Consider the following 14,161-nt stretch of genomic DNA (forward strand, 5'->3'; position numbering starts at 1 on the left):
GCGGACTATGCAGAGTTTTATTCAGACATCACGAACCGAACCGGTCAAAAGCGAAGTCAGCGAGAGGATTCTGGATTTCGGCGAAATCTATACCCTCTATACCGCGAAAAAAGTGGCGTTGCAGGCTGAACGCTGTGTGCAATGCGGTGACCCGTTCTGCACTGTCATCGGCTGTCCGTTGAATAATGCCATCCCCCAATGGTTGCAGGCCATTGCTGAGCATGATCTGGAAAAGGCCTTTCGTTTGTCCAACGAAACCTCCCCGTTTCCCGAGGTGCTTGGTCGGGTGTGTCCCCAGGCCAACCTGTGTGAAGGGGCCTGTACTCTGGATGACGGCTACGGGGCGATCACCATTGGTGCTATTGAGGCCTCGATTACCGATCTGGCTTTGAAGGAAGGGCTGGAAATTCCGTTTCCCGGCGTCATCCGCGATAAAAAGGTAGCCGTGGTCGGCTCCGGTCCGGCGGGAATGTCCTGCGCCCATTTCCTGCTGCGTGCCGGTATTGAAGTCGAAATGTTCGAACGAGCTTCCAAGCCCGGCGGACTGCTGACCTATGGCATTCCCGGTTTCAAACTGGAAAAAGGCATTGTTGAGCGACGTTTCAAGATGCTCAAGAGGGCTGGATTGGTGCTCCGCCTCAACTGTGCGGTTGGCGAAGATATCACGTTGCAGGAGTTGCACGATCAGTACGATGCCGTGTTCCTCGGCACTGGTGCCACCGAAGGCAAAAGCGCCCGTCTCGACCACGAAAACAGCGATCAGGTGTTTTACGCCATGGATTACCTGACCCAGGTGCAACAGCGTCTTTACGGCCAGGAATGGGATGCGCGGTTCAATGTTGCCGAGCGCAATGTCATTGTTATCGGTGGCGGTGATACGGCCATGGACTGTGTGCGCACGGCCATTCGTGAGCAGGCCAAGAACGTCACTTGCCTCTACCGCCGTGACCAGGCCAACATGCCCGGCAGTGTCAAAGAGTATCGTAATGCCGTGGAGGAAGGGGTCGAGTTTTTATTCAATGAAACTCCTCACGCCATTGTTGTCGATGACAACGGCAAAATCATCGGCGTGGATGCCGTGCGCACTGAGTTGGGGGAACCCGGAGAAGACGGTCGCCAGCGGGTGCGGGAAATTGACGGCAGCGAGCACTGTGTGGCCGCAGATATTATCATTCTGGCTCTCGGCTTTGACGTGGCGGAAAACGATGCGCTGGAGACGTTAGGCGTCAAAGCCAATCAATGGCATGAGATTCAGACCGATGCCGAGAGCGGACAAACCGGTAACGGTAAAATTTTTGCCGGCGGCGATTGCTGTCGCGGTGCTGATTTGGTGGTGACGGCGGCGGCCGATGGCCGTAAGGCTGCCATGGCGATCATGGAGCAGTTGCTGGGGAAATAAAAATATAGTTATTTACCGCCAAGAGTTTCCTGGCGCGCGGGTGCGGAAGCCCGCGTCATGTGGGTACCACCATTGCGAGCGGATGAAGTTCGCTGGTGCGATTCGTTTCAAGTTGCAAACCACTGGAGGTCAAGATCACAGTCAACACCGCCGGGTTTCGTCCCGGCAGCCGACATCCTTTTGACTGGCCGCTCAAAAGTATGCAAAAACCAGCTGGAACACCTCCTGAACCTGGATCAACCGACAATGGGGCTATTTCCGTTTTGCTTCACGGATTCGGCTCGCCGCCCTTTAGCTCGGCAAATCATGCAACTCATCAGCTTTGGCGTAAAACGTTGATAACAATCTTAAGTCGCGCTCTATCTCTGGTGTGGCACCGATCAAACGGGCGGGCCGGTGCCCGCCCTGCAGTCGTGTGTTATTGAGCAGCCAAGCTCTCCCGTTCAGCAGCACCGAAAGCAATGAACGTCAGCGCAATGGTTGTCGGCAACCTGTTTGAGCGGTAGCGAGTTTTGCCGACATTGCGATGTAAGAGAATGGAGAGAGGGAACCCGATAGGGTGCAATGACGGGAGTCGATTTTGCGGTACTTTTGTCGACGCAAAAGTGCCCCGACGTGCGGGCGCGGAAGCCCGCGTCATGTGGGTACCACCTTCGCGAACGGATGAAGTTCGCCGGTACTGTCAGTTTCGAGTGACGAACCACTGAAGATCAAGATTAAAGTCAAGGTCGCCGGGATTCGCCCCGGCAGGCGACATCCTTTTGACTGGCCGCTCAAAAGTATGCAAAAACCAGCTGGAACACCTCCTGAACCTGGATCAACCGACAATGGGGCTATTTCCGTTTTGCTTCACGGATTCGGCTCGCCGCCCTTTAGCTCGGCAAATCATGCAACTCATCAGCTTTGGCGTAAAACGTTGATAACAATCTTAAGTCGCGCTCTATCTCTGGTGTGGCACCGATCAAACGGGCGGGCCGGTGCCCGCCCTGCAGTCGTGTGTTATTGAGCAGCCAAGCTCTCCCGTTCAGCAGCACCGAAAGCAATGAACGTCAGCGCAATGGTTGTCGGCAACCTGTTTGAGCGGTAGCGAGTTTTGCCGACATTGCGATGTAAGAGAATGGAGAGAGGGAACCCGATAGGGTGCAATGACGGGAGTCGATTTTGCGGTACTTTTGTCGACGCAAAAGTGCCCCGACGTGCGGGCGCGGAAGCCCGCGTCATGTGGGTACCAACATTGCGAACGGATGAAGTTCGCCGGTGCGATTCGTTTCAAATGACGAACCACTGAAGAGCAAAGTCAAAACCGCCGGGTTTCGTCCCGGCAGCCGACATCCTTTTGACTGGCCGCTCAAAAGGATGCAAAAACCAGCTGGAACACCTCCTGAACCTCAGATCAACCGACACTGTGTCTGTTTCCGTGATGCTTTGTAGATCCGGCTCGCCGCCCTTTAGGTCGGCGAAACGTGCAACTCATCATCTCTGGCGTAAAATGTTGATAACAATCTTAAGTCGCGCTCTATCTCTGGTGTGGCACCGATCAAACGGGCGGGACGGTGCTCGCCCTGCAATCGTGTGTTATTGAGCAGCCAAGCTCTCCCGTTCAGCAGCGCCGAACGGCAGTGCAATGCTCGTCGGCAACCTGTTTGAGTGATAGCCCGCGTCATGTGGGTACCACCATCGCGAATGGATGAAGTTCACTAGAGCGATCAGCTCCGAATGACGAACCACTGAAGTTCAAGATTATATAGGCAGGATTGCCGGGCTTTACCCACCCCATGGGTATTGAAATTAATCAGAGAGGATAACCGGTCAAGGTGTCGTTCTGTCGTATCGGACAACGGGTGACTGGCCTCTTGTTTTCTCCGTGTCTCACTGCTTCCGTTGAGATCCCTTTCCCTACAGCATCTCCGGCGTAAACGCCACCACCCCATCAATGGTTGTACTGTCCGTCAGCAGCATGGCCAAGCGGTCAATCCCTAAGGCAATCCCTGCCGATGGCGGCAGATGTTCCAGTTCCTGTAAAAACGGCTCTGGCAAAGGTGACGGCGCTTTGCCCATCTGCTCACGCAGCGCCTGCTCGGCAACGAATCGCTGGCGCTGTTCAGCCGGATCATTCAGTTCACTAAACGCATTGGCCAGCTCCATCCCGGCGATGTACAGCTCAAAGCGTTCGGCATGGTCGGGATCTTCGGGACACAGTCGGGCCAGGGCGGCCATGTCAGCCGGGTAATGGGTGATGAAGGTTGGCTGGTGCTTTCCGAGGTTGGGTTCGATGTGTTGAGTGTAAATTTCATCAAAGCACGTGTTGTCAATTGCTTCAGTCAGTGACATGGGGGCGTAACGGTCAAATGCGTCACTGAGTGTCAGACGTTCAAAAGGGTCTTGAAGCGTGATCGACATCCCTTGATAGCTGAGTGTCCCTTGTGGGCACAGCGCGCGCAGCAGTCCTTCACAGTCCTCCATCAGGTCGGTGTAATCGGCCTCGGCGCGATACCATTCCAGCATGGTGAATTCGCCAAGATGGCGTTGCCCACGCTCTTCGGCGCGCCAGCAATGGCAAAGTTGAAAAATGCGTTCATAGCCGGCGGCCAGGAGTCGTTTCATGCACAGTTCTGGGGATGTGTGCAAAACCTGGCCGCTGCTGGTGACCGGATCAATATGCGCTTCAGGAGCATTGCAGGGGATGCGGTACGGGGTGTCCACCTCAAGAAACTCCTGCGCGACGAAAAACGCCCGGATGGTTTGCATCATCCGGGCGCGTTCGTTTAAGCGGTGTTTCTTTTTCAGCAGACCCCAGTTTGGGTCGCTCATGATCTATTCCTTAACGCGGGTCACGTATTCACCGGTGCGTGTATCGATCTGAATCAGAATGCCTTCTTCAACAAAAGAGGGAACCTGCAGGTTGTATCCGGTTTCGACCGTGGCCGGTTTGTTGTTGCCAGCGGCTGTATCGCCTTTAACCCACGGCTCAGCCATGGTGACGCGCAGAGTAACAAAGTTGGGCAGCGTGATGCCGATGCCCAATTCGCCGAACATGAGAATTTTGACTTCCATGTTGTCGACCAGAAAGTAGCGATCGTCACCGAGAGTTTCCTCGCGAAGGGAGATCTGCTCGTAGGTTTTGTTATCCATAAACACGTAACCGGTCTCATCCTGATACAGGTACTGCATGTCGCGCTCTTCCAGGGGGGCGGGCTCAAAGTTCTCACCGCTGCGGTAGGTGCGGTCAAATAGAGCGCCGGTAATCATGTTGCGTAACTTGCATTTATACAGAGCCTGGCCTTTGCCGGGCTTGGTGAAGTCGAAACCGGCAATGACATGAGGCTCACCGTCGATCATCAATTTAAGACCTTTTTTCAGGTCAGAACAGGTATACATGTCAGTTGTACTCCTTGTATGTTTTTTTCTTCAATGAAAATGGCCCACATTTAACCATACCGGCTGCAAATTGTCATGGGAAAACCGCCCATTAGCAAATATCACCAAAGCAAAAAGCCACCCGGGCGGGGTGGCTTTTTGAAAATCCGGCGTTATGTGGTTTGGTATGGGTATGGGTTGTTTTGCAATAACGCCTGACGATGCCGATTGCTTTGGTAGAGCAATTCACGTTGTTCCCGGCGCGGTTGGTGTGGGTGCGGCGGGAGTGTGGGTAACGTGGGGGTACCGTCATGTTTTAATGATATTAGAATGCAGAGGATATGCCAAGAATTTCTTTTTGCAGCAAAAAACAAACAAGGTTCTGTTTTTTAAGAAGAATTTCCTTTAGCTGTGTTCGTTTCAGAGTGTCGTCGTCCGATAAGTGATTTGCACGCCTGCAAATAACTTGGAACACATTGTTCCTTTGTGGGGAACGGTGTGAGAAAAAGGCGCAACATTGAGTGGTTAAAACAGTTATGCCCGTTTTGCAATTTTGCAAAACGGGCATAACATAGTTCAGCATAATTGCAAGAATGAAAACGCTGTTATGTCTTTCACGCTTGCGGTACAGAACTACTTCTTGATGACAACGGCACCAAGAGGGGCAACTTCACGATCAAACACTTCGTTCATGACCTGAGCCAGACCGGTGTAGAAAGCAGACAGACCGCAGAAGATCCCTTCATAACCGGCAATCACTTTCAGGGCATGGTTTCCGGTGAAGTCGGCAGCGGCCAGCAGGGCAAACAGCAGAACCAGAGAACCAAAGACCACCTGAAGTGCACGGCTGAGACGGAAGGTGCCGAGGAACAGGAATGCGCTGAACAGGCCCCACATGCTCAGGTAGCAACCCATAGCAAAGGGAGAGGATGCTTCAACAACGCCGGTTTTCGGCAGCAGAATCAGGGCAACCAATGTCAGCCAGAACAGACCGTAAGAGGTGAATGCGGTGGCACCGAAGGTGTTGTTCTTTTTCCATTCCATAATGCCGACGAGGATTTGTCCAAGGCCGCCGTAGAAAATGCCCATGCCGAGAATCATGGCATCAAGGGGAAAGAAGCCTGCGTTGTGCAGATTCAGAAGGACAGTGGTCATGCCGAAGCCGAGCAGGCCCAGCGGTGCAGGGTTTGCAGTGGTGTCTTGCAGTGACAGATTTTGTGATTCGTTTGCCATGATCTTCTCCTTATTCATTCCATTGGTATGAGATTGAAAGGCTGCCTCTTTCGGCAGCATTCCGGGAAATCTCTCGCTTAGTTCGCCGTATTTGATGCACTGATCGTATTTGTCGGTGCAGTAAGTGATAATGGTTTTGATGTCGTGGTTCGACATGTATTCACAGCCCACATCGCAGATGTCTTCATCTTTTCTGAAAAATGGGCAAACGGTTTTATCGCGCATCACACGAATCCTGCAGAACGAGTTAACGTTGTGTATACGTTTAGCAAGCTGCGTGCCTTTTTTTTGATTTATTCTTTAAGTTACCGTTTTCTCAAGGATGTTTTGTTTTTCTCTGGAGGGAGCTGGTGGGCGTGGCGGTTTTTTTTTGCATTTTTGCAAAAATCTATCGAGGTAAATAGTCTTCTTTGCGAATCTGATATTTCTTCAGCTTGCGATAAATAGTGGCCATGTTCATGCCTGCCTGGCGGGCGGCTTCTTCGACATTGCCTCCGGTGGAGTTGAGCAGATTGATCAGATAGTTGGTTTCAAATTCCCCCAGTGCCTGGGCGTAGTCTTCCGAGGAGGTTGGGGCCGGAGTGGTCTGATTGGTGGCATCGACTGTGATGAACTGCGACAGTACCGATAAACTGATGAGGTCGGCACTCTCCAGCGTCATGCACGCTTCAACCACATTTTCCATCTGGCGGATATTGCCGGGCCAGTCGTAGGCGCACAAGAGCTGCATGGCCTCGGGGGTGAGCCCCTGGACGCTGGTGCCGAATTTCTTGTTTTGCTGGCGGATGAAATGGGCGGCCAGCAGAGGCAGATCTGCGGTGCGTTCGCGCAGCGGCGGCAAATGGATGTTGACGACATTGAGACGGTAGAACAGGTCCTCGCGATAGCGCCCTTCGTCCATCTCTTCCTGTAGGTCGGCGTTGGTGGCGGAGATCACCCGTACATCAACCTTGATCGGTTTGGTGTCGCCGATGCGCATGAACTCCTGTTCTTGAAGAAAACGCAGCAGGGTTTTCTGCACATTCATCGGCAGGTTGCCGATCTCATCGAGAAACAGGGTCCCGCCGTCGGCGGTTTCGAGAATGCCTTTGCGGTCACTGCCGGCACCGGTGAATGCTCCTTTTTTGTAGCCGAACAGTTCGCTTTCCAGTACCGATTCGGGTAGCGCGCCGCAGTTGATGGCCATGAAACGCTGGTTGCGGCGTGGCGAGTTATGATGGATGGCCTGGGCAATCAGCTCTTTGCCGGTCCCAGATTCGCCGGTGATCAGGACCGAGGTGTCGCGAACCGCAACCTTCTTGACCGTTTCCAGCACCGATTTGAGGCCGGAGGAGGCCCCGATGATATTGTCGAAGGAGAACTTGTCGGACAGTTCTTTCTTCAGTTCCTGATTCTCTTCTGCCAACAGGGTGTGATTAAGGGCGTTTTTGACCCGGTACAACAGCTCTTCGGGTTCGAACGGTTTGGTAAGCATGTCGTAGGCGCCTTTACGCAACGCCTGGATTGAGGTTTCCACCGTGGCATAAGCGGTGATCATGATAACGGGAACACGCTGGTCTTTGCTGCGAATCTTTTGCAGCACTTCCAAACCGTCCATACCGGGCATCTTAATGTCGCTGATTACCAGATCATAGGTTTCGGCTTCAAAATCTTCGACGGCTTCAAAGGAGCGGGTGTAGGATTTGACCTGATAGCCACTGTCCTTGAGGACCGCTTCCATCATGCGGCATAGCCCCTCTTCGTTGTCGATCAACAGGACACGTTGTCCTCCACTCATAACAGGTACTCCTCACTGTCCTGCGGCAGGCGCACTGTGACCGTCGTGCCCACGCCAGGGGTGCTGGTCATGTGAATGCTGCCGTGATGCTGTTCAATAATCTGTTTGGAGATCGCCAGGCCCAGTCCGGTTCCCTTCTCTTTGGTGGTGAAAAAGGGCTCAAAAATCCGCTCGAGGATCTCCTGCTCAATACCAACGCCGCTGTCGCGAAAAATGATCAGAATGTCTTCGTTGTCACGGCGTGTTTCTACCTCGAGGCGGCCATGGTCTTTGATGGCGCCACCGGCATTGAGAATCAGATTGATGGCCACCTGGCGCATCTGGTCGCCATCAATGTTCAGCTCAGGCAGGCCGGGGCTGAGATTTTTGACGATGGTGACGTGGTGCATATCAGTATGGTTGGCGGCGAAATCGACAATCTGATCAAGCAAGGCGTTGATGTCGGTTTTTTCCAGCACCGATTGCGGGGTGCGGGCATAGCTGAGCAGATCCTGAACGATTTTGCGGCAGCGTTTGCTCTCGCGCTTGATTTCGTGAATGTAATGGTAGTTTGGATCTTTTTCGCCGATCTTGTTTTCGATATAACCGGCATAGCCGAGGATGACACCAAGTGGGTTGTTGATCTCATGGGCGACGCCGGAGGACAACACACCGAGAGAGGCCATCTTGCCGTGCTGAGCCAGACTGGCCTGCATTTCCTGGTTCTGGGTGATGATTTCGGTCATGCGGTTGAAGGTGTGAGCCAGCTCTCCGAGTTCATCGTTGCTATCGATATCCATCTGTTCGTCAAGATGACCTTTTTTAACGCGGCGAATGACACGGATCATCTCGCGAATCGGATCAGTGAACACTTTGGAAGCGTAGCTGACCAGCAACACACAGATCAGGCTGGTGAGCAAGGTGACGGCCAACGTCAATTTGGCGCTGTTCCAACTGATGGTGTTGGCGGCTTCGTAAAATTCATCTTCATAGCAGCCGACGGCGACGATCCAATCCCACGGTTCAAAGTATTCGTAGCGGACAATTTTCATCCGTGCTGCGCCTTCGTCGCCCCACGGGTAGCGGATCCAACCCTGTTTTTTTTCACACATCTCGCGGATGAATTCGTGGCCGCTGCGGTCGCGGATGTCGATAAAGTTTTGCCCCTCATCCTGAGGATGAATGGTAAAGGTCCCCTTGCTGTTCATGCAGAAGATATAGCCGGTTAATCCGACTTTCTTTTGCTTGATTTTTTCTTTGAGGTCGTTGAGGGCCTGCTGCTCGAACATCATGTCGGTGTAGCTTTCCGAGATGTAACCGGCTGCGGCAATGACCCAGTCCCATTGGGGAAAATACAGATAAGCGGCGAGCTTTTCGCGGAACAATGTGTCGCCGAGAGCTTCATTGCGCCACGGATAGCGGATCAGGTTAAGTTCTCCCGGTTCCGTGGCCTTGGCGGTTTCGACCATCTGACGGATGAAAAAGCGACCGTCACCGTCCTGTTCGTTGAGAATGTTTTCCTGTTCGCGGGCTACATGTACCTGCAGAGTGCCGTCGCTGGTCAGGGCGTAAAGATAGCCTGTTTCGCCGATATTGACCTGTTTGAGTTGCTTGCGGACACGTTGTTGAGCAACTTTGAGGGTAATCTCGCCGTTTTCCACTAACCGCTGTTCGGCGGCCACCATGTTTTCTGCGATCTTGGCCAGGGTTTTTAAGTCGGTGATGAAGTCGTCTTTACGTTCCTTCTGGTAGACCTGAAACTGCTGATGATGGGATTCGAGCAAGTGGCGGGTAAAGGCCGCCATGTGTTCGAGATCGTCCATGCTGGCCTTGTTGATGCCCTGGCGGGCCAGATCGACAGAGGTGTAGCTGACAATGCCGCCGACAACGATCAACGGAATAAGTACCAGCGGCAGAACCACCACCAGCATTTTCCATCGCAAACGCAAACTTTTCATCAGCTTCATCACAGCCGTCCTATCCTCTTCGTGTTCTGATGCCGTCGCTACGGCGATGAATGGCGCTCACCGCCGGTTTCCGGCAGGGCAAAGGCGCGGCGGTAGTGACGGATCTCAATAAAGGCGATTTTAAAGGCGCTGGCAATGGGTACGCCGATGATCATACCGAGTACTCCGTAGAGCTTTCCGCCCATGACGATGGCTAGAATCACCAGCACCGGATGCAGGTTGGCCACGCGTGAGATCAAAATCGGAATCAGAATAAAGTTGTCGAGAATCACCTGGGCAATGAGGATGTAGAGGATAACGATCCACCAGAATTGTCCGCCGAGACCAAGGTCGACGGCGGCAATAAGGATGCCGGGGATCATGCCGACAATTGGGCCGATATAGGGGATCAGATTGGTGATTCCGGCAAACAGTCCAAGTAGTGGTGCATAGCGGATATCGGTCAGGCTGAGTCCGGTAGCCACGACAATGCCGATGATCGCTGCCTCGATAATGCGGCCACGAACAAAGTGGGCCATCTGGCGGCTGACCAGAAACGACAGGTCATGGGCCATCTCAAAATAGCGGTTGGGAGCCAGAGAGGTCAGCCCGCGCATGATGGTGGTGCCGTCGCGTAAAAAGAAAAAAGAGAAGATCGGCACTAGGATCATCAAGCTGCCCAGCTTTAAAGCGGATTTCGGCGTTTGCACCAGAATGAAGGATAGTACCTGCTCTGCCGTGGTCCGCACGGTCTGGGTCAGGTCGTATTGTTCCAAAAAGGGGAAACGACTCTGCCAGGACGCTTGTGCCTCGCGCAGATAGGTGATCAGTTGTGACGTGTAACGGGGAAAGTCGGACAGCAGGGAGTCCCACATGTTCTGCGTATAGGGAATCAGCCAACTGCCGAGCAATAGCAGTGTTGCCGAAATCATGAAAAATACACTGAAAATCGCCCGGGTGCGCGGGATGTGGCGTTTTTCCATGGCATTGACCAGCGGGTCGAGCAGGAAGGCGGCGATCAACGACAGCAGCAGGGGGACAAACAGTCCGGAGGCCGCAGAACGCAGCAGCACCGTGATGGTCGAAGCCGACGAAAAGATGGCCAGACCGCTGGCAATTGCTGCCGTCATGGTCAGATAAAACAGCAGAAAATGTGCTTTGTTGAGGCTCATAAACCCGACTCCGTCATGACGGTCATGACTGGGGAGATTCCTTCTCTTCAAGGCGCTGTTGCAGGTTGCGCAGTTGGAACGTTGCTGTTTGCAGACGTTCGCTGATCATTTTTGTCAGTCCGAACAGGATGCGGTTGGCGATCTCTGGATGCTTGTCCGACGTTGCCAACAGGTCCGAGCGAAACAGCCCCAGCAGTTCACAGGATTCCGTGGTTCGTGCTGAGACGGTCCGTGGTGCCGGAGAGGCCAGAGTGGTTTCGCCAAAAAAATCGCCGGGGCCGAGTAGTGCCAGTTCCTCTTCGCGGTCGTAATTATCGCGGGTGAAAATCGCCACATTCCCACTGCGGATGATATACAGACCGGAACCGGGATCGCCCTGCTCAAAAACCGTTTCGTGGGCTTTGTAGTTGCGGACGTGGACCAGGTTTTCCAGGTAGTTCAGGTCACGTTTACCCAGTTCGGTAAATACCGGGATTTTGGCTAGAAAACCGGCTAAGGTTTCCTCATCTGTCTTGGAACGGAAAATCGATTCCCACAGCCCGTTCATACGGTAACTCCTTGTATCTTCATGATTAACAGAGGGACAAAAGGTCTTCACTGTCGGAAAAAACTGAGTGGTGCTATTCCAACAGGTTGCGTCCAAACATCTGTTAATACAGAATCAATGTAAAACGTGATTATACCAACATGGCAAGTCAAGACCAGAAAAAACGTTTACATGTTTCGGGCCGGGTGAGCTGATCCCGCAGGTTGACAGCTTCAGACGGGGTTGCTAACGTCAGGACACCGTTTCTTTTCCCTGGAAGGCTCATGGACTCCATTCACGATCTTGATCTGTCTCTGGTTGCCACTCGCCCCGGCGTCTATCTGATGTTTGGCGAAGATGGCCGGGTACTTTATGTCGGTAAGGCGCGTAATTTGCGTGCTCGGTTGCGTAACTATGTGCGCGGTGAAGACACGCGCGCCCATGTTCAGTTTTTATTGCGCCGGGTGGTGCGGGTCGAAACGATTGTCACCGACACGGAAAAAGAGGCACTGATTCTTGAAAACACTCTGATCAAGAAACATAAACCCCGTTACAACATCAATTTGCGCGATGATAAAACCTATGTGTCGCTACGTATTGACATCACCGAGCCGTTTCCCGGTATTCAGATTGTCCGCCGGGTCAAGCGGGATGGAGCCCTGTATTTCGGGCCTTATTCCTCCGCCGGAGCCTTAAAGGAAACCCTCAAGGAGTTGTATCGGATCTTTCCGTTGCGTCATCACCGCTGGCAGCAGTGCCGACGTCGTGATCGGCCCTGCCTGTTTTATCAGATCGGTCAGTGCAGTGCGCCCTGTCATGGCAAGATCAGTCAGGAGGACTATCGCAAACTGGTCGATACAGTCATTGCCTTCCTCTCCGGGCGTCATGATGATGTGATTAACATGCTGCGCGACAAGATGGCTCAGGCCGCTCAAGAGATGAATTACGAAGAAGCCGCGCGGTTGCGTGACCAGATTCGGGCCATGGAGCAGACCATTGAGCAACAGAAAGTGGTCAGTGCCGACGGGACCGATAGCGATGTTGTCGGGCTGCATCGCGAAGGCGGCGAAGTGGAAGTGTGCCTGCTGTTTGTCCGTGCCGGTCGACTGGTGGGGCGGCGCAGTTATCTTTTAAGCTGGACCCTGGACGAAGATGAACTTCTGGCCGGATTTCTTCAGCAATACTACGGTCGCGATACGCTGATTCCGCCGAAGGTGCTGCTGCCGTTGTTGCCCAGCAGTGCCGAGACGTTACAGTTGTGGCTCAGTGAGCGGCGCGGCAGTAAAGTGCATCTGCAGGTGCCCAAGCGCGGGGCACGCAGTGAGTTGCTCGAACTGGCTAATAAAAATGCCACAGAAAGCTATCGTGAGCGAGGTGACCGCCGTGATGCCCGCACCGCAGTTCTTGAAGATATTCAGAAGTCGTTGGGGCTGTCCCGGCTGCCGCAACGGATGGAGTGTTACGATATCTCTAATGTTCAGGGTCAGTACAGTGTTGGTAGTATGGTGGTGACCACCGATGGTGAACCCGATAAAGCCGCGTACCGCCATTATCGCATTAAAACCGTGGAAGGCGCTGATGACTTTGCCTCATTGCATGAGGTCCTGACCCGCCGATTGTCGCGTGGCATCGAAGAGCAGGATCTGCCCGATATGGTGCTGATCGATGGCGGTAAAGGGCAACTGGCCATGGTGGACGATGTTTTGACCACACTCAACCTGCATTCCCGCATTGACCTGGTGTCTATTGCCAAGAGCCGTGTGAAACGCAATGTGCGTGGGCATGCCGTTGAACGCAGCGAGGAGCGATTCTTCCGCCCCGGGCGAAAAAATCCCGTTGTGTTACGCCAGGGGTCGCCAGCGCTGTTTATGCTTGAACGGCTGCGGGACGAAGCGCATCGTTTTGCTATTACTCACCATCGTAAGTTGCGCAATAAGGCGACCTTGGAATCGGAATTGGATAAAATTCCTGGGGTTGGACCGGGGCGGCGCAAAGCATTGCTCAAGCATTGCGGCAGTGTGACCAAGGTGAAAAAAGCGTCGTTGCAAGAGTTGCAACAGGTTCCAGGCGTGCCGGATAGTGTGGCACAGGCTGTGTACGATTATTTCCATTCTGCGCAATGATGGGAGTCGATTTTACGTCTCTTTTGTCGACACAAAAGGGGGCTGACGTGCGAGCGCGGCAGCCCGCGTCATGTGGGCGTCACCATCGCGGACAGATGAAGTTTGCCAGAGCTGTCCGTTTCGGATTTCGAACCACCGAAGAGCAAGATCAAAGTCAAAGTCAAAGTCAAAGTCAAAGTCAAGGTCGCCGGGTTTCGTCCCGGCAGCCGACATACTTTTGACTAGCCGCTCAAAAGTATGCAAAAGCCAGCTTGAACACCTCCTGAACCTGGACTCACCGACAATGCATCTGTTTCCGTGATGCTTCACGGATTCGGCTCGCCGCCCTTTAGGTCGGCAAATTCTGCAACGCATCACCTTTGACGTAAAACGTTGATAACAATATGATGTCTCGCTCCATTTCTTCCGTGGTACCGATAAAACGGGTGGGCAATGCCTACCCTGCCAGAGTTTGTTATTTAGCAGCCAAGCTCTCCCGTTCAGCAGCACCGAACGAAATGAACGTCAGCGCGATGTTTGTCGGCAACCTGTTTGAGCGCTAGCGAGTTTTGCCGACATCGCGGTGTAAGAGAATGGAGAGAGGGAACCCGTAGGGTGCAATGGTCGGGAGTCGATTTTGCGCCACTTTTGTCGACGCAAAATGTGGCCC

9 protein-coding genes are annotated in these 14,161 nt (G+C 53.4%); 2 read left to right on the forward strand and 7 right to left on the reverse strand.

Features of this window, described 5'->3' with window-relative positions:
- The first annotated feature begins 7 nt into the window (after positions 1-7).
- On the forward strand, positions 8-1,399 hold the full coding sequence (locus tag DACE_RS03785; protein ID WP_005998450.1) for a glutamate synthase subunit beta: 1,392 nt from the start codon (positions 8-10) through the stop codon (positions 1,397-1,399).
- A gap of 1,896 nt (positions 1,400-3,295) precedes the next feature.
- On the opposite strand, the gene epmA is transcribed toward DACE_RS03785, so the two are convergent.
- The 7 genes from epmA to DACE_RS17005 all read right to left on the reverse strand — a co-directional run bounded on the left by epmA (position 3,296) and on the right by DACE_RS17005 (position 11,410).
- Positions 3,296-4,210, reverse strand: a complete 915-nt coding sequence (gene epmA / locus DACE_RS03790) for an EF-P lysine aminoacylase EpmA (protein ID WP_005998452.1) — start codon at positions 4,208-4,210, stop codon at positions 3,296-3,298.
- A gap of 3 nt (positions 4,211-4,213) precedes the next feature.
- Positions 4,214-4,777, reverse strand: coding sequence for an elongation factor P (efp, locus tag DACE_RS03795; protein ID WP_005998454.1), 564 nt, complete (start codon positions 4,775-4,777; stop codon positions 4,214-4,216).
- Positions 4,778-5,389: 612 nt separating this feature from the next.
- Positions 5,390-5,989, reverse strand: a complete 600-nt coding sequence (locus DACE_RS03805; RefSeq protein ID WP_040366200.1) for an acetate uptake transporter — start codon at positions 5,987-5,989, stop codon at positions 5,390-5,392.
- Positions 5,990-6,377: 388 nt separating this feature from the next.
- Positions 6,378-7,766 (reverse strand): sigma-54-dependent transcriptional regulator, encoded by a 1,389-nt coding sequence (locus tag DACE_RS03810; RefSeq protein ID WP_005998460.1) that lies wholly within the window; start codon positions 7,764-7,766, stop codon positions 6,378-6,380.
- Positions 7,763-9,712 (reverse strand): cache domain-containing protein, encoded by a 1,950-nt coding sequence (locus DACE_RS03815; RefSeq protein ID WP_005998462.1) that lies wholly within the window; start codon positions 9,710-9,712, stop codon positions 7,763-7,765. The genes DACE_RS03810 and DACE_RS03815 overlap by 4 nt, the downstream gene beginning before the upstream one ends.
- A 38-nt stretch (positions 9,713-9,750) precedes the next feature.
- A complete protein-coding gene (locus DACE_RS03820) occupies positions 9,751-10,863 on the reverse strand; it encodes an AI-2E family transporter (protein ID WP_005998463.1) in 1,113 nt (370 codons plus the stop codon).
- A gap of 22 nt (positions 10,864-10,885) precedes the next feature.
- Entirely contained in the window at positions 10,886-11,410 is a 525-nt protein-coding gene (locus DACE_RS17005; protein ID WP_005998464.1) for a cyclic nucleotide-binding domain-containing protein, read from the reverse strand.
- 263 nt (positions 11,411-11,673) lie between these two features.
- Here DACE_RS17005 and uvrC point away from each other — a divergent pair, with 263 nt between their 5' ends.
- On the forward strand, positions 11,674-13,512 hold the full coding sequence (gene uvrC, locus DACE_RS03830; RefSeq protein ID WP_005998465.1) for an excinuclease ABC subunit UvrC: 1,839 nt from the start codon (positions 11,674-11,676) through the stop codon (positions 13,510-13,512).
- Positions 13,513-14,161: the final 649 nt, after the last annotated feature.

Origin of the sequence: Desulfuromonas acetoxidans DSM 684, assembly GCF_000167355.1 — a bacterium.
In the GTDB taxonomy this organism is placed as follows: domain Bacteria; phylum Desulfobacterota; class Desulfuromonadia; order Desulfuromonadales; family Desulfuromonadaceae; genus Desulfuromonas; species Desulfuromonas acetoxidans.